The sequence below is a fragment of the Vibrio methylphosphonaticus genome (assembly GCF_023634655.1).
GTDB classification, from domain to species: Bacteria; Pseudomonadota; Gammaproteobacteria; order Enterobacterales; family Vibrionaceae; genus Vibrio; species Vibrio methylphosphonaticus.
Map to the genome: position 1 here is coordinate 221,177 of NZ_JAMKMS010000006.1, position 17,706 is coordinate 238,882.

The following is a 17,706-nucleotide window of genomic DNA, read 5'->3' on the forward strand; positions in this document are numbered from 1 at the left end:
ATAGCGGGAACCCACAGGCGTGACTACTCATGAAAACGATGAGTTGTTCAATATGGCTTTTCTCTCCTCTGTCCTTTTGCCTGAGAGTTTCACTCAACATTGGCGTTGAGCTTGCTCCTTCGGCGGCCGCTTTCTACAACAAAGTAGTACGGCTCTCTCCAGAGGTTCCTCCAACAACAGTCCTCACTTTATACTTCGAATGGTTCTCGAAGTCTGATTTCTCAGAATAAAGCACCTGAAAGATTTACTTCTTCGGTGGGTTTAGTTAACTAAATGTAACAACTTAGTTAATAACCTCTCTCCTGCTGTCTTCATCGGAACAATTATCTATTTTATAGATAATTTGCGAATGCAATCCTAGCGCAGTTAATTAGAGAAGTCATGAATAAATTTACAATTTAATTTCACTTATTCGAGTGCAAGCGCGCGCCATTTGTTATATTTGAACAAGTTTCTGACTTAATGCATCTAGCATTAAGTTAGAGTGGTGTAGAATCAAGTTAACCCCTTGGAAATACGCTATTTTGTTCATTTCTTAGCCTTGTCGCTAAAGGAGGTGTTATGACTCGTTTAATTGCCATTGCATTTTTGGTAACGTTAGCCTTTATGCTTTTTCGTTACCGGACGAATGAAAAAGTTCAGCAAGGGGTTATCATCACCTTGTTGTCAGCTTTTGCTATTTACGTCGCATCACTAGTGGTTACTGAGCTCATTCGTTAACTTATTATTTCGGCAGTTTATTTTCGTCGAACTCGTTGCCTAGATGATGGTACAAGCGCTATAAGAGGTCTGTGTGGAAAACAAAACGGAAGATCAAGAACAGCTAAATGAAGATGTTGTTGTCATTGAACAAAAGGACAAGCGTGCTCGCTTGTACATTGGCATCGCCGCTGCTTTAGGCCTTGCTGCGGGTGGATTGATTGGCGCAACGGTCACACAAAACGATTGGCAACAACGCTACAAGTCTCTAGACACTGAGTACCAGAGCGCACTTAAAGTCACACAAAAGCAGGACTCAGAACTTAGCGAACAATTGGCTCAAGCGGACTCCGATGCGCAACTTAGACTGCGTCAAGCTGTTGAACTTAAAGTAGCCGAGCATCAAGAAGAGCTTGAAAAGTTGAATGAAAAAGTTGCTCAGTTAGAAAAAGATAACGCTAACCTTCAAGGTAAAATAGTTAATCAGAAAAAAGCCATCGTCACGCAAGAAGAAAAAAATAGCCAGTTAGTTCGTAAAACTGATATTCAAAGCTCTATGTTTGAGCAATCTCAAGAGCTATTTAAACGTGAGAATGAGCTGAAAACTGAGGTCGCTAAACTAGAACAAGAAAAGTCTAAGTTACTGCCAGAAAGTAAAGCACTAAAAAAAGATTGTGATCTCTTCTTAGCCGGCACGTCATGGGATGCTAAATCAGATTCCTGTGACAGACATGACAGTGTCATATCTAGGCTAAGCCAGATAGATCAAATGCTCAAAGTACACAATATGGATCTCAACCATATCGCGACGTTAAAGCAAGAGCTCGGTATCCAATAGCCGAATGTTTCTCATGCTGCTCCCTTCACCAGTATTGATAGCCATCATGCTGGAAGGAGGGAGTTTGAACCCTGCCTAAGAATTGTGTAATTGATAACTTACCGTTCAAAAAATCATTCACTATGAGTCGAAATTGTTAGGCCAACGTGCTGATAGTGGGCGCTATTCGTTCTAAATTGGGAAAACAGTCTATCGTCATAGGATGTTTTCTTTTGCTAAAGCCTACGCTATTTCCATTAACCACGCTTGCTCTGCTTATTTGCTCCGCTTCTGCTTTTTCTAAGCCTGTACAGTTCGTTGAAACAAAACCTGTACTGGTTAGTGCCATCAACTATCACCAAGAATTAGAGGTGTCTTCTTATTATGTCAGTGAGAAACTTGACGGTATTCGTGCCATTTGGACCGGAAGTAAGTTGGTGACACGCTCTGGTCGAGTACTTAATGCACCAGATTGGTTTATCAGTGAATTACCTGATATATCGGTTGAAGGAGAATTGTGGGCTGGAAGAGGACAATTTTCAAAAGTACAAAGAACTGTACTGGATACCGTGCCTAATGATGAACAATGGCAGGAGATTCAATACATGCTGTTCGACGCGCCCGGGCATATAGGAAAGTTTGAACAGCGCTATCAATTTCTTACTGCCTTCTGTCAAAGCTTCTCAGGGAGCCACCTTAAATGTGTTGAACAGATGTCATTTGACTCTCATAAAGAGTTGCAACATTACTTGGAATCGTTGACCAGTGTGGGTAGTGAAGGGTTAATGCTAAAACAAAAAGGCGAGCGGTATCATCCGGGACGGAATGCTTCACTGGTTAAAGTGAAAAATGTGCAAGATGCAGAGGCCATCGTCGTTGGTTATAAACCGGGGAAGGGCAAGTATGAGGGTAAAATGGGTGCGATTTTAGTGGAGTTAAGTGACGGCGCTCGGTTTTATATTGGGTCTGGTTTTTCCGATGTTGATCGAAGTAATCCTCCAAAATTGGGTGATACGGTAACGTTTAAGCACAACGGCTGGACGGTAAATGGTATTCCGCGATTTGCTCGTTACCATAGGATTAGGCTACCGGAATAGTGATGTGATTAGCGGTTAATTACGGTTTAAGAACCTATACTTTAACCTCCTTGAATTATTACCTACTCACCGAGTGCACGAGAATAGGTTGCCTAGATAAGAGAGTGATTATGAGTATGCATGAGAAGCTAGATTATGTGGAATTTGCCGCACGAGATTTGACGGCAACGAAAACGTTTTTTAACGCCGTCTTTGAATGGGAGTTTCAAGACTACGGCGATGAGTACAGTGCATTTTCTGGTCAAGGTATGAACGGTGGATTTTATCAGGCAGATTTGTGTTCAGTATCGGCACAAGGTGGCGCGTTGCTGGTTTTTTATAGCAATAATATTGAAGAAACCTATAAAAAAGTGGTGTTATCTAAGGGGCGGATTGTACGTGAAATTTTTGATTTTCCCGGTGGTTGTCGATTCCACTTCATAGAGCCAAGTGGTAACGAGTTTGCGGTGTGGTCTGAGTCTAAATAAAAAAAGGCGTTAGCTTGTCGCTAACGCCTTACCGTCTTTAGGCTTCTCTATGTCACTTGCTTACGATTAAAACCGTGACTCATCGTTATTGATGGTTAGCGACTTTACCTAGCTTTAACCAGGTATCGATGACAGTATCTGGGTTTAATGACACTGAACTGATACCTTGTTGCATCAACCACTCGGCAAGGTCATCATGATCCGACGGTCCTTGACCGCAAATCCCTACGTACTTACCTGCTTTTGTGGCAGCATCAATCGCCATTTTCAGCATCGCCTTAACCGCAGGGTTGCGTTCATCAAATAGATGAGCAACGTCGCCGGAATCGCGGTCCAAGCCTAACGTTAACTGAGTCATGTCATTAGAGCCGATGGAGAATCCATCAAAGTACTTCAAAAACTCATCAGCAAGTACTGCATTTGACGGTAACTCACACATCATGATGACTTTAAGTCCTTCTTCCCCACGGCGTAAATCAAATTTAGCAAGCAGGTCGATAACAGACGCCGCTTCGCTAGGAGTGCGGACAAAAGGTATCATGATTTCAACGTTTTTTAGTCCCATTTCGTTACGAACACGTTTGATGGCTTGCGTTTCAAGCTCAAAGCAGTCCTCGAAAACGGGAGAGATATAACGAGAAGCACCACGGAAGCCCAGCATAGGGTTTTCTTCATGCGGTTCGAAATCGCGCCCACCCACGAGATTGCTGTATTCATTGGATTTGAAATCAGACATACGGACAATGACGCGCTTTGGCCAAAATGCTGCGGCAATGGTGGCGATGCCTTCCGTAAGCTTACTAACGTAGAAGTCGATTGGGTCACGGTAACCACGAATACGTTGCGTGATTTTCGCTTTAAGCGAGTCGCTCTGAGCATCAAAGTTAAGAAGCGCTTTCGGGTGAATACCAATCATCTTATTGATGATAAATTCAAGTCGAGCCAGCCCAACGCCTTCATTGGGTAACTGCGCGAAGTCGAATGCGCGGTCTGGGTTACCAACGTTCATCATGACTTTAGTTGGAAGCATCGGTAGCTCATCTACCGCGGAACGGCGGACTTCAAAATCAAGCTCCCCTTCATAGACGTAGCCGGTTTCACCTTCCGAGCACGACACGGTAACCGTTGCGCCATCGGGTAAAGAGGTCGTTGCGTTGCCACAACCTACAATTGCAGGGATGCCGAGTTCACGTGCAATGATTGCCGCATGACAAGTACGACCGCCACGGTTGGTCACAATGGCAGATGCTTTCTTCATGACAGGCTCCCAGTCAGGGTCTGTCATGTCAGTCACAAGCACGTCACCTTCTTGGACTAGCGACATTTGGTCAAGTGAATCCACTAAGCGAACAGGACCACTACCGATACGTTGACCTATGGAGCGACCTTCGACAAGTACGTCTGCTTTGCTATTGAGTTGGAAGCGCTCAACGACATTTTGCTCGCTTTGAGAGCAGACGGTTTCTGGTCGTGCTTGTACGATATAAAGCTTGCCGTCGATGCCATCTTTCGCCCACTCAATGTCCATTGGACGTTGATAGTGCTTTTCGATGATCATCGCTTGTTTCGCGAGCTCTTTGATCTCATCATCTGTAAGGGAAAACTGGTTTTGCTCTTGCTCGGTGGTATCAACGATGTCGACTTGTTTGCCAATCTCTTGATTCGTGGAATAAATCATTTTAATCAGCTTAGAGCCAAACGTCTTTTTGACGATTGGTGCTTGGCCTGCTTCGAGTAACGGCTTGTGGACATAAAACTCATCAGGGTTCACTGCGCCCTGAACTACCATTTCACCTAGGCCCCAGGCGGATGTGATAAACACAACTTGATCAAAGCCAGATTCGGTATCCAGGGTAAACATCACACCAGATGACGCTTGGTCTGAACGAACCATGCGTTGAATACCTGCCGATAGCGAGATACCACGGTGGTCAAAGCCTTGGTGAACACGATAGGAGATAGCTCGATCATTAAAGAGCGAAGCGTAAACGTGTTTGGTTGCTTCGAGCACCGCATCAATGCCATGTACGTTCAAAAATGTTTCTTGCTGCCCAGCGAAAGAGGCGTCAGGTAGATCTTCTGCTGTAGCAGAAGATCGCACCGCGACAGAAAGTGCCGGATTGTCGTTAATCAATTCACGGTAGTTAGAACGAATATCTTGTTCTAAGTCCGCAGGGAAGGGGGCATCGAGTACCCATTGACGAATCATTGCGCCTGTCTTTCGCAGTGCGTCAACATCATCAACATCTAGTTCATCTAACAGTCCGTGGATACGCTCATCAAGACCTTCAAAATCAAGGAATTGATTAAACGCGTGAGATGTTGTGGCAAAGCCATTTGGGACAGAAACACCAGCATTAGAAAGGTTAGACACCATTTCGCCTAATGACGCGTTTTTGCCGCCGACTTTGTCGACATCTTCCATGGAAAGTCCATCGAACCAGAGGGTATTATTTTGCATGTCTATCTCCAGAAACATTGCAGCGTAGGGTAATAAGCAATCGTTTACGTATTCAGCCGAAAAATAGATAACTTTATTTTTCAAAACTGTGGGGGAACGTTATTGAATGCTAGGGTTTATTATCGATATTATGTAACGCATCCTACTTAAAATAATCTGATAACTTAACTATAAAATGAAAAATTTAGGTCAAAGTCGTGACGTATTCTACGTTTCTGACGGAACAGCGATTACTTGTGAGACACTGGGTCATGTGGTTTTGGGGCAATTTTCGGTGACAGCAAAAGAAAAGACATTCCCGTTTGTAGAAAGTGATCATAAAGTCGATGAACTCATTAGAGAAATTAATCAATCCTATGAACGAAATGGCGTTAAGCCGTTAGTGTTTTTCTCGATTGTTGTGCCACATATCCGTACAAAATTATTAGCGTCTTGCGCGCATTGCTACGATGTTTTGGAAAGTGTGGTCGCGCAGGTAAAAGGCGATTTAAACATGGAGCCTAAACCCCAGTTACAGCGTTCGCATAGCGTGGGGAAAGATTCGGATAAGTACTTTGATCGGATAGCCGCTATTGAATATACATTAGCGCATGATGATGGGGTGTCTTTGAAAAATATTGATCAAGCCGACATTATCTTGCTCGGGGTTTCGCGAAGTGGCAAGACACCAACGAGTCTTTATATGGCTATGCAATTTGGTCTTAGAGTGGTGAACTATCCGTTTATTGATGACGATATTAAACGGTTGCGCTTACTGCCTGAGTTTGAAATTCATCGTCATAAATTATTTGGACTCACTATTGATCCTGAACGACTCACTGAAATAAGAGAAAATAGATTGGCGGGTAGTGATTACGCGAGCACTGAGCAGTGTTTACAGGAATTAGCCAGTGTCGAATCATTATTTCGCCGAGAAGCGATTCCTTATATTAATACGTCGTCACTGTCAGTAGAAGAAATCTCGACTCGAGTTTTGGAAAGAGCAGGGCTTAAACGTCGACTGTTTTAATATTTAGAGAAGTGTATCAATTACAATCGCACATATTAATTGTTTTCGGGTTGGTCACTTTTCATTGAACCTCGCCTCTAATCTCGACTGAGCATCACAGTAATTATAGCGTGGCGAGGTATACTCATGACTACCTTGTATTCATAAGCCTTAATGTTAAGTATGTCGTTCGCGCTATTTGTTGCTTTTTGTTTTTTGATGATCGTATTAGTTTGTTACTTTGGGTTGGTAAAGCCAGAACCTGAAGGAACCCGTGGTCGTTGGCGGACATTTGGAATCGCGACCGCGTTGTCAGTGTTAGTGTGCGGTCTTTCTTTGCTGGTTTGGAGTCAGCTGAAATCGGAGGTTCCTAAACCCGAAAAGCCAGCTGAGCTGAGGAATGGCGAGACCATGATGCTAGAGCTGCAGCAAGCGTTAGAACAGGACCCTAATAACAGTAAAAATTGGTTCTCGCTGGGACAAATGTACATGCAAACTCATGAATTTGATGCGGCCATCACCTGTTTTGACTATTCGATTCGTTTGTCTCAGAACCCCTACGCGGGTCAATATGCTGCGATTGCAACGGCAAAATACTTTTCTGAATCACAAACAATGACGCCAGACGTGTTGAGTTTTTTAGACAAAGCCCTACAAATGGATGAACTAAACGATACGGCGTTGCTGCTGATCGCCTCTGATCACTTTTTAAACGCTCGCTATACCGACGCGATTACGCAATGGACAACAATCCTAGACTCGAACCGACCGGGTATTCAACGAGCGGATCTCATTGAAAAAATCAATCAAGCGAAAAGTATGCTCTGAACGTAGTGTTGGTATGAATCTATGGTTGGTAACGCTCGATAACACTCTCATGAATTAGCGGTTTCATGAGAGTGCTGAACTTAATGATGGTGAAACATGGTCTCTACCCAAAGCTTGCTAGCGAACAGCATAAATCGCAGACCTTGGAACCAGCGAACTGTGGTTTAAGCTCTCCATTAATTGATAGAGTTTATGAGAACTTCATTTTTGTAGATACGATGCAAATTTTCGAGAGACTCAATCCGGAGTGATCGTATTTCAAATTCTTTGTCGCCCATATTGATAACGTCAGCGTTGAATGTCACTTTCAGTGATTCAATGGTTTGTTCGAGAGTAGATAACGATTCCTTTAGGTTTGTGGCACACGATAAGTTTGTCATCCAATGCTGAACACCAAGTGATGGCGTGATTTTTTGTAATGTCATTTCCATCTTATTATCCTTCAAGTAGACGTTCCAGTTTCCATACCTTTACGTTACAAAATTTCATATACAATGGCATGTTAGGTCTTATCGGTTCTTTAGGTACATTGGTTCTTTAGGTAGGTGATGAGAGGACTTAATATTGCATAATGGCCGGTCAAACTCTATCTCGAGACTTCAAATAAGTTGCAGAAAGCGTATCGACTTTATTTCTTTTCGTGAATGTGTTTTTTACTATTCATTAAGTAATGCTTAACGACCAACGCAAGGTTCATCTATAATTAAGCAAAATGTGTGACGCTTACACAAATTGACGTCTGTACTCTGGCGGAGTGCTGCCAACCCAACTCTTAAACGCACGATTAAAGTTACTCAAATCACTGTAACCTACTTGCCAGCTAATCTCTTGAACGGAAAGGTCACTCTCTCTGAGTAACTGTTTTGCTATGCGCTCACGTACTTGCTCTTTAGCTTCTTTAAATAAGATATTTTCACTTTTCAGATTTCTCTGTAGCGTGCGTTTTGTCATGCCTAGCATCGTTGCAAACCAATCAATGTTGAACCATGGCAGTGTCGCATAAGTGTTGATGAGAGTGATGACGTTTTGGTGCCAATCAAGAGTCATCGCTTGCTCTGCAATAGGTCTATAGTGACTGGAAAGGGGGATAACAATTGCCCCGTACTGCTGTTGAAATTCGATTTGGGATTGATGGAAATGTATCGGTAGCTTGTTGGCATTCTGACTCGAAGAGATGAGTTTTGCGTGTGAAGGTTGCCATCCGTTTGCGATAAATTTCCTGCAAAGGCTGATGATGGTGAGCGTCCTAAACCACTCAGCTTGTTCAAAGCCAGCGGTCGAGGGGTGATAACGACTGCGATGACACAACCACGACAGTCCATCCTTAACTTCTGTCCAAATCGTAATGTGATTACTGAGTTTCGGGATTTCAGCCACTAAGCAACGTATTGCCTCTTCTAACGAATTGCACTGCGCAATCTTCTCATCCAATTCCGGTGAGAGCTGTTCTAGTGAAGCTTTCCTGCCGACCTCAATGCTAATGGAATAACCAAAGTTCCGCTGAAGCTGGTGAATAAAATGCACCAAGTCTTGAGTAGGAAGCCACTGGTTCGATAGTGCGAGTTCGATAGGCAATTGGCACTCTAAAGCGATACTGCGCCAATCAAGAGACTTCTTATCACAGTACTCGATATATGGAGTCAGATTACTGGTGGAGCTAAGTAAGATGCTGTTTGTCTTGGATGATGCCTTCATCTCAATAGCCCTATCGTTGAGATTATATCTATGAAGAAAGCCATAGCGGACTCTCTTGGAGTGATAAAGATAACGTCACTGGAATGAAATGTCACCAAATGACCTAATTTTGTGTTGGTCCTCTCCTTATACTTCTCTCAACCTAAACAGGAGAACAATTATGAAGCTTAAACATGTTGCCGTTTTAGTCTCGTTAACGACCGTATCGTCATTTGCTTTTGCAGCAAACCCCGTTGAAGAAGCACTCAAAGTTGAAGGCGCTCAAGTTACCTTGACTGTGAAAGAAGCGAGTACAGCCTTTACCCCAAGTTTTACTGACTCAGCTCGTGAGTTATTCAATAACTTTCACTGGCAAATGGGCGGCGACCACAGCGTTTACTACAACATGCACATGAGTGAGTTTCTACCAACAGCGATGGCGGCTCCAAACGAAGCGTACAAGCCTTTAGTCAAAAACATCGATCCACGACTAGCGGCACTCAACGTTGATACTGAAAGCAAAGGTCAGTTGACAATGGACGAGTACTTGGCGGATGAGCAGTTCCGTACTCAAGGCTTTATGTTGATTCATAAAGGGGAGATCGTTTACGAAGCTTACCCAGGCATGAAACCGACAGATACGCATGTTTGGGCATCGACTGCAAAAACAACCGTAGGTACAGTCGTGGCGATGTTGGTCGAAGAAGGCAAGGTCGACCCTGAAAAAGAGATCACCGAGTATGTTTCTGAATTGAAAGGAACGAACTGGGATGGCATCACAGTACACCAAGTCCTGAACATGTCGACCGCTCTAGACAATGAAGAAACATTAGAGTCTATCTTGAACCCAGACTCTGATGTGGTACGTTTCTTCGCGGCATCGTTTAACTCACCAAGAGCAAAAACGGGTGAGATGGAAACGTGGATGAACGTGGCTAAGGGCGCGCAAAAGCTTGAAGGTGAAAAAGCAGGTGACCATTTCCGGTACGCATCTATTAACACCATGGTGCTGACAAAGTTAGTTGAAAACGTTGAAAACAAAACCTGGACTCAAGTCTTCGAAGATCGTGTTTGGTCAAAAGTGCACGCACGTCAACCAATGCAATTCAACCTAACGCCAGATGGCATGGCGATCGCGGTTGGCTTGGTTTCATCAACAGTGGAAGACATGGCTCGCTGGGGCACGCTATTCACACCTAGCTGGAAAGCGGTGGCTGATGAGCCAGTGGTGTCACAAGCTGTGATTGACCGTATCCGCAACGGTGGCGACCCCAAAGCATTCGTGGGTACTAGCAAAGAGAGCAGCTCACTGCATGCTTACAACGAAAAAGCGGACTACAACGCATACCAGTTTGATTTCATTTTCAACGATGGGGCGATGTCTAAAAGCGGCAACCTAGGTCAATTTATTTACATTGATCCGGCCCGTGATTTTGTTGGCGTGATGTTCTCAACCAATCCGTACCACTCTGGCTTTGGTGAGAATAAAGGTCCAGCACTGATGCGTTCAGCAGCAAAACTACTTGCTGACAAGTAATCTATTTATTAGTTAACGGGATGTTCCAGGCTTCAAGGAGGAAGCAAATGAGTTTCGAAAGCTATAATGAAAACGTTTGCTTGTTAAATTCGTAGAGGTTAGGTCTAGCCCGTCTTTATCATGTTAAGTCAGAACGTATTATCGATTGTTGAGTGGTGGTTCAGATTGTTCTGATCCAGCGCGTCGCGAACTCAGTTTATTTAACGTAATCGACATTTTTCAATGGTCTATGCACTTAGTGAAATCCTCACTGTCGTGATGTTGACGGATGTTATTATGTGAGCAAAAAGAAAACCAACCCGTTTTTGGTTGCCAGCTTGGCTAAAAATTGATCAATTTTCACGATCACTTCTTCATTCTGAGTAGTAGCCAGTAACTTTAGCCGAGAACACACCATACTGCTGCAAGACAGGTATGAATCAAGCCGCAATTAAGTCGAGATGGATCGTTAGATTCTCGCGATATTTCGATACCCAAGATATGTTCGCTGCTTACGGAATATCACGCTCTGGGATTAATGTCGGTAAATGAACCCCCCATACATATACTTGGTGGCTTCTGCGCCTAAAATGGCCACTTTGTTGCCTGGTTGCAGAATGCCACTGTTCACCAGTTTGGCAAAACTTGCCCAAATAGCGGCAGATCCAAGGTTTCCCCAATTCTTCGCATCATTGATAACTTTACCGCGCTCAATTCCCAGCGCGTCGCTAAGTTGGGCATCAATATGTCCACTGGCTTGATGTGGAATGATGTAATCAAAGTCTTGAACATGATGCCCTTGTTGGGCTAGGGCGTTGATACTAGCAGTAAATAAAGCCTCACCACTTTGCCGAACATTTGTCGCGTTATGATGAAAGCGAGCGATGGTTTTTTGGGTATGTACGGATAACGACCCACCATCTAAAGAAAGGCCGGGTGACATGTCGGTGCCAATTTGTCCCATGAAACAATCGCTAATAATGCCATTCTGAGAGCCATCATCAGGCCCTAGGATAACGCCACCAGCACCATCGCCCATTTGCATGTAATTCACGAGTTGAGATTGGTCTAAAAACGATTCACTAAAGTCAAAGTAAACAGAGCCCGTTTCACTGCCTATTAACGCAATAGGTTTGCCTAATAGTGCGATGCGTGGGATCGCAATCTGAAGAGCGCTGGCAAAGCCTGTACACGCTTGCCTCAACTCCATAAATGGACCATGAAATTTTAGCTTTTCTGTCACCCATGCAATGCTTGGGGGAAGCTGAGTGTCTGGCGTGGTGGTATGACCGATGAGGTAGTCGATGTCACTCAGAGAAATTTGAGACTGAATCATCAAGCGTTGCATGACTTCGACGACTAAGTCTGAATTTGTCGGTGTTGGTTGGCTAACATGTTGATGAAGACTTCGACTAAAGTGACGTTTCTCGATGCCAAGAAAAGGGGCGATGCGACCAGCAATTTTTGCATACCGTCTTCCGGATAGCTTCTCTAGCGCGGTCATTAACTGTTCGTTATTGAGTTGCTGTTGAGGAAAGGCGTTATTCGCCGCGAGTAGCTTTACTTGTCCGGGTAGAAAAACTGTGCTCATTGATTGCCTTCCTTTGAATCAAAAATAGTTTCTAGTTCAACGCCTATGGTTTCGAAAGCGCTACGTTCGCTGGCAAGTAATGTGTATAAACGGTCAGCAATACTGTTTTTAAATGATTGCCATTGAGAATGCTCAAAGCCTAATGCAAGAGCATGACGCTTGGATAAGGTGACGTGTTTGGCTTCATCTTGTTTAATCGCTCGACATAGTAAAACAAACGGATGGTCGCTACTCAGGCTGCCTTTTTCAATTGCTAACATGAGTCGGCATACGAGTGCGTCTAAGCAAGCTATTTGAGCAAAATGAACATCAAAGCTTTGTCTTAATCCAAGTGCGGCGAAAAATCGTTGGCTACGGCGCTTTATTTGAGTGATATCGTCAGGCTCGGGCAAACTTAGGCGAATCATTTCTAATGCTTCTTCGTGATATTGTTCGTCAGCAACGATCGATTCAAAATCGGCAACGGCTTGTTGCAATGGGTTGTTGTCACGTTGTCGTTGCACTTCATTATGGAAAACCCATTGGGATGATTGCTCCCCGCAGATCAGTAAAGGTAAAAGCCGAGCGAGCGCTCGCTGTTGATCCGCTGTGAAGTCGATGGATTGCTGACGATATTCAACAAGCCAGTACCTTACTGGGCTTTCGCTTTGAGTTGATTGAGGGAGCGAGGGGAAACATGGTTTCATAAGTCTTAGTCACAATTCCTTCAGTAACACGTACTATACATAGACCGATAGATGAGAAAAATCTTTCAAATAATTGTTAATTAATTATGCATTATATTTTCAAATTGTAGTTTAAGTATCTCACGATAACGACCTAATATATGAGACATAGTGGTCATTTTAACTGAGGATTACATATGCAGGGTTTACCAAATGGGCTAATCGAAGGTCGTGTTTTAACTAAAAAAGTATGGACGGATAACTTGTTTAGCTTGGAAGTTTCTGCTGCCATTGAGCCCTATGCTGCAGGTCAATTTACTAAATTGGCATTGTTGGATGAGCACGGAGGCTGGATCCGGCGGGCGTATTCTATGGTCAATCACCCTTCACATGGTTATGGCCACCAGCACTTAGAGTTTTTGATTGTGGCCGACAAATCGGGGCAGCTGTCTCCAAAGCTGCAAATGTTAGATGCAGGCGATACGCTCTTTGTTGGTAAGCAAGCATCGGGTTTTATGACATTGGACGAAATACCAAACGAGGCTCGTGAATTGTGGATGCTCGCGACAGGTACAGCGGTAGGTCCATTTTTGTCTATTTTAGAGGATGATTCGATCGCGTCGCGATTTGATTCAGTGACCTTAGTGCATGCGGTGCGCGCGGCTAATGAACTGGTGTACCCTGATATTACGTCTGCACTAGGTGAAGTGCTGGGTAGCCGGTTTAATTATCTTTCTATTGTTTCAAGGCAAGATCATGAGTTTAGTTTGCGAGGTCGAATTCCGGCATTACTGAAAAATCACGAAATTCAAAACAAGCTGGGAATACATTTGGACCCCCAACGCAGCTTTGTGTACTTATGCGGGAACCCACAAATGGTAAAAGATACCAGTGCTACTTTAGTCGAATTAGGCTTGTCGAAACACTTACGTCGCAAACCTGGTCAATTTGCGAGTGAAAATTATTGGTAGTTAACCCAAAGCCGTATTTAAGACTATGGTGTTCAGCGAACGTTAATACGCTTAACTATGCTTAATACGCTTTACCAAGATTAATATGTGTAACCCACGCCAAAAAACGCCGATTCCAAACCGGTGTTGTAGCCGACATCTGCGGTAAAACCTGTTACCCCAGTTTTGAATAGCAAGCCAATATTGCCATTAAAGCGCAAATCTGATTCGTATTCTTTGAAAGGAAGGTCGCTGACTTTTTCGAGGCTGCGATTAGCGACACCCGCCCCAACATAACCCGCGATGTTATCGTTTAATGATTTCACCACGCCGATATTCAATGCAAAATCATCGTTGTTCGGCCCTGTGCCACCGGATAGATTTGAATAAAATCCAAAACTGAGGTTTCTATCATGATAGAGGCCCACACCAAATCCACCGTCACTCGTGGTACCCACGGTGACACTGTTATATTCGCCCGCTAAAGCTGGCGCGCAGAGCAGGCATAAAGAGGCGAGTAAGCGTAGTTTCATAGTGACCCTATTGAGTAGTGTTACCCTGTGAGCGAGAGCATACCGAAAACGAGAGTATCTCAGAACTAAGTTAAGATGCTATTAATTAAAGGTTATATTAGATGTGAAAAAAAAGCCCTAATTTTTAATTAGGGCTTTGGCAAAAAATCGAATGGGTCACATCACAACCTATGGAGTGCAACCGCAACAGCGGGACGCCAACGATTCGGCAACGCTACGTTTAGTATTTCGACTCTCTTGTTTGTTGCTCTGCTTCCCATCGCGGTACCACCGTGTCTAGGAAGTGTTGCTTTTCAGCATTCATTTTATCCATATCCATCCCCAGAGCGGCTTGTGCTTTTTCTTTGGTTGAAATATCTGGAATTTCTACGGGATCGGTAATGCCTTTCTTCGCGAGTAAACGAATCAGCTTGGTTCTAGCATCGGCCGCTTTGTCTACCGATGTACCAAGCACTTCAAGTGCTACCTCTGGCGCGTGCATGTGCACACCATGTGACGCGATAGCGTAGTCCCAGCGCCATTGAGCGTGGCGAATATCCATCAGGATTGGCTTCATTTCTTCTTCAGTTGCGCCCGCATCCCATGCTGCGCCTGCTTCAAAGTGAGCCGCGACAATTTGTTTTTCAGCGGTCAGCTTCATGTTTAATACTTGAGCTTTGCGCGTAGAAACAATGCCCTGTAACTGATCTTTAGATTGTGTGTGACAGTTTGCACAGGTATCTTCGAAGCGATCAAATGGATTGCCAACTTTGTGGTCGGTATACACAGTGCCATCTTCTTTGGTTACTTTTGGCATATGGCAATCCACACAAACCACGCCATTCTTACCATGAATGCCATCACGCCATGTTTCATAGCCTGGGTGCTGGGCTTTTAGCATTGGGGCTTTTGAAACGGCGTGTTGCCAATCTTTAAACTCAATGCCGTCGTAATAGACTTCCATTTCACCTACGCTTGTACCACGATCCCAAGGGAATTTAACGCTCTTGTTGGGACCGGTAAAGTAATATTCAACATGGCACTGCGCACAAACAGACGCTTGTTTGTCGAGGCGAGATTGCTCCTCGAATTTCTTACCTATAGCGTCGAAGGCACGCTCAACGTATGGACGAGTGAGAGCAAGTTCTGGCTCACCATTTTGGAATTTCTCGCTACGAGTATCGTGACAGTCGGCGCAACCGATGGGGTTGGAGATTTCCCCACCCAAGCGTGCCCATTTCCCTTCGAAATAGCCATCTTCGCCACGCTCTTCAATCATACGAGCAACGTCTGGGCTTTTACAGCTCCAACATGCCATTGGCATCGGGCCCGATTTAGCGTCGGTTGGCCCGCCAGTGCGCAGGGTTTGTCTTACATCGTCTAGCGCAAAGAAGTGACCGCGGGCTTTGTTGTAGTCTTTCGCAAAGCCGTACCCAGCCCATAGAATGACCATATTGGGGTCTTGCTCAAGTGCATCTTCTATTTCGGCACTCTCACTGGTTTGCTTCCAGGTTTTGTATTGATCGGGGTGATTCTCTTCATAGGTTTGGTTTCTAGGATCAGCCAACCCATCTTCTGTTGTCGCAAAAACCGGTGCACTAGCGGCAGCTAGTATTGCCAGCGATGCAACGGAACTAATAATCCAATGCTTATTCACAGTGTAATCTCCGTATTCTAATTTTTGAAATGCGTTGTGGGGCTTTTCCATTTATAAGAATTGGAGATGTCCGTTGTGGGTAATAACGAAATATAAACCGCAATTGACGTTGTAATAATACGCCACAGATTGACATATTTTATTACATGTCGGCGCTTTCCTGTCCTAGATCAATTTAGGGGAGTGATCTCGATCATATCAAAATAAATCTAACCCTAAAGGGGTAGTCGTGGTGAATTTGTTGATATTAATTATCATTATAAAACAGCATCTTATGTAAAATTACACACACAAATAATAGTGACTTTGCTCACTAATTAGCCTTAAGGAAGTAGGCGAAATTAGCCGAGCAACATATGATCAGGTTGTGAAGCGTTGTGGCTTTCCTAAATAAGAATTGATTGCATTTTCTCATCTGATTTGAGGAAAAGTATTAATTATTGACCAAACTCCCAGTTACGCTCTGGTAGAGAAGGTTTAAGGAAAGGATACGATGGGCAATGTTAAATTGACCATAACGATAATGCTTCAGGCCCTTCTAGCATTTTCTCTTTATGGTTTTTCATTCAATGCCTTTGCCGATGATGATACAGCACTTCCGTCAACGGGAGCTGAGCAGCAGCGGTATAAGGTAGAGTTAATTCGTGATAAAGATTACAAATGTATTCAATGTCACAAAGACTCAAAACAGACACTTGCTGGATCCCATGGAGAGGATGCTATCTCTATCATAGGAAAAGAAGTGAATTGTACTCAATGTCACAGTGATATTGGACCGGACCACCGAGATGGCGCTTCTACCGTTGTTCAGTATCACGATGCCCAGTCGCAGCCTGGCACGGATAAAGTATGGCTCTCTCCTGAAGCGATACTAAAGGCGAACCAATTGTGTACGGATTGCCACCAACCTCAGCACTTAAGTGAAGACAGTTGGACGCATGACGTTCATGCTAAAAACTTAACCTGTAGCAACTGCCATTCCGTTCATGCTGAAAAAGCCAAAGTCTTATCGTTTGACCATAAAGCAAAGATTAAAATGTGTGTCGATTGCCATAAAGACTTCAACGAATTGCGTGAAGAGGAGGGCAGGTGATATGAGTTGTTCTAGACGAAATTTTCTAGCCGGATCTGGTGCGGTCATTTTTACCACGGGTGTTGCAACCACATCTGTGCTCACCAGCACGAACTCAAATGCGTCAGCGGATAGTGCGGAAACCGCCAAGCGCTATGGCATGCTACACGATGAAAATGCCTGTATTGGTTGTACCGCTTGTACAGAAGCGTGTAGAGAAGTCAATAATGTGCCTGAAGGTGTTTCCCGATTAGAGATTCATCGCTCTGAGCCAATGGGTGAGTACCCAGATGTTGAATACCGTTTTACCCGAACTTCTTGTCAACATTGTGAAAACCCTCCTTGTGTTTACGTTTGCCCAACGGGTGCTGCTTATAAAGATGAAGAAACCGGTATTGTAGATGTGCACAAAGAGAAATGTGTCGGCTGCGGGTATTGCCTAGCGGCTTGTCCGTACCAAGTGCGTTTTTTCCACCCAGAAGATCACTCCGCCGATAAATGTAACTTCTGTCGCGATACTAACCTAGCGGCAGGTAAACAGCCTGCTTGTGTAGAGAGTTGTCCGACAAAAGCGTTGGTATTTGGTGATCTAAACGATCCACAGAGTAATATCAGCAAGGCTATTACGGTTAACGCCGTCTATCGAGATAAAGCGCATTTGGGCACCAAGCCTCAGCTTTATAAAGTACCGTTCCATAAGGGGGAGGTGTAG

The 17,706-nt window shown here is 44.1% G+C and carries 17 protein-coding genes and 1 riboswitch; of the genes, 10 read left to right on the forward strand and 7 right to left on the reverse strand.

Translation table 11 applies throughout. The features are described from left to right. Positions 1 to 58: 58 nt before the first annotated feature. A riboswitch (glycine riboswitch) is annotated at positions 59 to 172 on the reverse strand. Positions 173 to 561: 389 nt separating this feature from the next. The 4 genes from M9196_RS09435 to M9196_RS09450 all read left to right on the forward strand — a co-directional run bounded on the left by M9196_RS09435 (position 562) and on the right by M9196_RS09450 (position 3,080). Then, positions 562 to 720, forward strand: coding sequence for a hypothetical protein (locus tag M9196_RS09435; protein ID WP_250617286.1), 159 nt, complete (start codon positions 562 to 564; stop codon positions 718 to 720). Positions 721 to 793: 73 nt separating this feature from the next. Then, positions 794 to 1,537 carry a chromosome partitioning protein ParA gene (locus M9196_RS09440; protein WP_250617287.1) on the forward strand — a complete coding sequence of 248 codons (744 nt, stop codon included), beginning with the start codon at positions 794 to 796 and terminating at the stop codon, positions 1,535 to 1,537. A 212-nt stretch (positions 1,538 to 1,749) separates the two neighbouring features. Next, on the forward strand, positions 1,750 to 2,613 hold the full coding sequence (locus M9196_RS09445; protein WP_250617288.1) for a DNA ligase: 864 nt from the start codon (positions 1,750 to 1,752) through the stop codon (positions 2,611 to 2,613). Between the two features lie 110 nt (positions 2,614 to 2,723). Next, on the forward strand, positions 2,724 to 3,080 hold the full coding sequence (locus tag M9196_RS09450; RefSeq protein ID WP_250617289.1) for a VOC family protein: 357 nt from the start codon (positions 2,724 to 2,726) through the stop codon (positions 3,078 to 3,080). Positions 3,081 to 3,165: 85 nt separating this feature from the next. Here M9196_RS09450 and ppsA read toward each other — a convergent pair whose 3' ends face one another. Continuing rightward, entirely contained in the window at positions 3,166 to 5,559 is a 2,394-nt protein-coding gene (gene ppsA / locus M9196_RS09455) for a phosphoenolpyruvate synthase (RefSeq protein ID WP_250617352.1), read from the reverse strand. Positions 5,560 to 5,716: 157 nt separating this feature from the next. Between ppsA and ppsR the strand changes: the two genes are divergently transcribed. Both ppsR and M9196_RS09465 read left to right on the forward strand, forming a co-directional pair. Next, positions 5,717 to 6,550 (forward strand): posphoenolpyruvate synthetase regulatory kinase/phosphorylase PpsR, encoded by an 834-nt coding sequence (ppsR, locus tag M9196_RS09460; RefSeq protein ID WP_250617290.1) that lies wholly within the window; start codon positions 5,717 to 5,719, stop codon positions 6,548 to 6,550. 162 nt (positions 6,551 to 6,712) lie between these two features. Continuing rightward, positions 6,713 to 7,357 (forward strand): TPR domain-containing protein, encoded by a 645-nt coding sequence (locus tag M9196_RS09465; protein WP_250617291.1) that lies wholly within the window; start codon positions 6,713 to 6,715, stop codon positions 7,355 to 7,357. A 176-nt stretch (positions 7,358 to 7,533) separates the two neighbouring features. Here M9196_RS09465 and M9196_RS09470 read toward each other — a convergent pair whose 3' ends face one another. Beyond that, a complete protein-coding gene (locus tag M9196_RS09470) occupies positions 7,534 to 7,788 on the reverse strand; it encodes a hypothetical protein (RefSeq protein ID WP_250617292.1) in 255 nt (84 codons plus the stop codon). Between the two features lie 292 nt (positions 7,789 to 8,080). After that, the gene (locus M9196_RS09475; protein ID WP_250617293.1) at positions 8,081 to 9,052 is read right to left on the reverse strand and encodes a helix-turn-helix domain-containing protein; all 972 of its coding nucleotides are present in this window, start codon (positions 9,050 to 9,052) and stop codon (positions 8,081 to 8,083) included. A gap of 160 nt (positions 9,053 to 9,212) precedes the next feature. Between M9196_RS09475 and M9196_RS09480 the strand changes: the two genes are divergently transcribed. Next, positions 9,213 to 10,568: a serine hydrolase domain-containing protein gene (locus tag M9196_RS09480; RefSeq protein WP_250617294.1), complete on the forward strand. Its 1,356-nt coding sequence runs from the start codon at positions 9,213 to 9,215 to the stop codon at positions 10,566 to 10,568. Between the two features lie 514 nt (positions 10,569 to 11,082). Here M9196_RS09480 and M9196_RS09485 read toward each other — a convergent pair. After that, complete coding sequence (locus tag M9196_RS09485; RefSeq protein ID WP_250617295.1) at positions 11,083 to 12,138, reverse strand: 3-oxoacyl-ACP synthase III family protein; 1,056 nt, start codon at positions 12,136 to 12,138, stop codon at positions 11,083 to 11,085. Continuing rightward, on the reverse strand, positions 12,135 to 12,824 hold the full coding sequence (locus M9196_RS09490; RefSeq protein ID WP_250617296.1) for a hypothetical protein: 690 nt from the start codon (positions 12,822 to 12,824) through the stop codon (positions 12,135 to 12,137). Before M9196_RS09490 ends, M9196_RS09485 begins: the two co-directional genes overlap by 4 nt. Positions 12,825 to 13,000: 176 nt before the next feature. On the opposite strand from M9196_RS09490, the gene M9196_RS09495 reads away from it, so the two are divergent. After that, complete coding sequence (locus M9196_RS09495) at positions 13,001 to 13,774, forward strand: ferredoxin--NADP reductase (protein WP_250617297.1); 774 nt, start codon at positions 13,001 to 13,003, stop codon at positions 13,772 to 13,774. A gap of 80 nt (positions 13,775 to 13,854) precedes the next feature. On the opposite strand, the gene M9196_RS09500 is transcribed toward M9196_RS09495, so the two are convergent. After that, the gene (locus tag M9196_RS09500) at positions 13,855 to 14,286 is read right to left on the reverse strand and encodes a hypothetical protein (RefSeq protein WP_250617298.1); all 432 of its coding nucleotides are present in this window, start codon (positions 14,284 to 14,286) and stop codon (positions 13,855 to 13,857) included. A 220-nt stretch (positions 14,287 to 14,506) separates the two neighbouring features. Beyond that, positions 14,507 to 15,973 carry an ammonia-forming nitrite reductase cytochrome c552 subunit gene (gene nrfA, locus M9196_RS09505; RefSeq protein WP_250617299.1) on the reverse strand — a complete coding sequence of 489 codons (1,467 nt, stop codon included), beginning with the start codon at positions 15,971 to 15,973 and terminating at the stop codon, positions 14,507 to 14,509. Positions 15,974 to 16,415: 442 nt separating this feature from the next. On the opposite strand from nrfA, the gene nrfB reads away from it, so the two are divergent. Both nrfB and nrfC read left to right on the forward strand, forming a co-directional pair. Next, positions 16,416 to 17,015: a cytochrome c nitrite reductase pentaheme subunit gene (gene nrfB, locus M9196_RS09510; RefSeq protein ID WP_250617300.1), complete on the forward strand. Its 600-nt coding sequence runs from the start codon at positions 16,416 to 16,418 to the stop codon at positions 17,013 to 17,015. A 1-nt stretch (position 17,016) separates the two neighbouring features. After that, complete coding sequence (gene nrfC, locus M9196_RS09515; protein WP_250617301.1) at positions 17,017 to 17,706, forward strand: cytochrome c nitrite reductase Fe-S protein; 690 nt, start codon at positions 17,017 to 17,019, stop codon at positions 17,704 to 17,706.

Excerpts from the sequence above, each read along its gene's own strand:
- nrfC (WP_250617301.1), top strand. The coding sequence starts at position 17,017 with ATGAGTTGTTCTAGACGAAATTTTCTAGCCGGATCTGGTGCGGTCATT.
- M9196_RS09470 (WP_250617292.1), bottom strand. The coding sequence starts at position 7,788 with ATGGAAATGACATTACAAAAAATCACGCCATCACTTGGTGTTCAGCAT.
- M9196_RS09490 (WP_250617296.1), bottom strand. The coding sequence starts at position 12,824 with ATGAAACCATGTTTCCCCTCGCTCCCTCAATCAACTCAAAGCGAAAGC.
- M9196_RS09495 (WP_250617297.1), top strand. The coding sequence starts at position 13,001 with ATGCAGGGTTTACCAAATGGGCTAATCGAAGGTCGTGTTTTAACTAAA.
- M9196_RS09465 (WP_250617291.1), top strand. The coding sequence starts at position 6,713 with ATGTCGTTCGCGCTATTTGTTGCTTTTTGTTTTTTGATGATCGTATTA.
- M9196_RS09450 (WP_250617289.1), top strand. The coding sequence starts at position 2,724 with ATGAGTATGCATGAGAAGCTAGATTATGTGGAATTTGCCGCACGAGAT.
- M9196_RS09475 (WP_250617293.1), bottom strand. The coding sequence starts at position 9,052 with ATGAAGGCATCATCCAAGACAAACAGCATCTTACTTAGCTCCACCAGT.
- ppsA (WP_250617352.1), bottom strand. The coding sequence starts at position 5,559 with ATGTTTCTGGAGATAGACATGCAAAATAATACCCTCTGGTTCGATGGA.
- nrfA (WP_250617299.1), bottom strand. The coding sequence starts at position 15,973 with ATGGAAAAGCCCCACAACGCATTTCAAAAATTAGAATACGGAGATTAC.
- M9196_RS09500 (WP_250617298.1), bottom strand. The coding sequence starts at position 14,286 with ATGAAACTACGCTTACTCGCCTCTTTATGCCTGCTCTGCGCGCCAGCT.
- M9196_RS09435 (WP_250617286.1), top strand. The coding sequence starts at position 562 with ATGACTCGTTTAATTGCCATTGCATTTTTGGTAACGTTAGCCTTTATG.
- nrfB (WP_250617300.1), top strand. The coding sequence starts at position 16,416 with ATGGGCAATGTTAAATTGACCATAACGATAATGCTTCAGGCCCTTCTA.
- M9196_RS09485 (WP_250617295.1), bottom strand. The coding sequence starts at position 12,138 with ATGAGCACAGTTTTTCTACCCGGACAAGTAAAGCTACTCGCGGCGAAT.
- M9196_RS09480 (WP_250617294.1), top strand. The coding sequence starts at position 9,213 with ATGAAGCTTAAACATGTTGCCGTTTTAGTCTCGTTAACGACCGTATCG.
- ppsR (WP_250617290.1), top strand. The coding sequence starts at position 5,717 with ATGAAAAATTTAGGTCAAAGTCGTGACGTATTCTACGTTTCTGACGGA.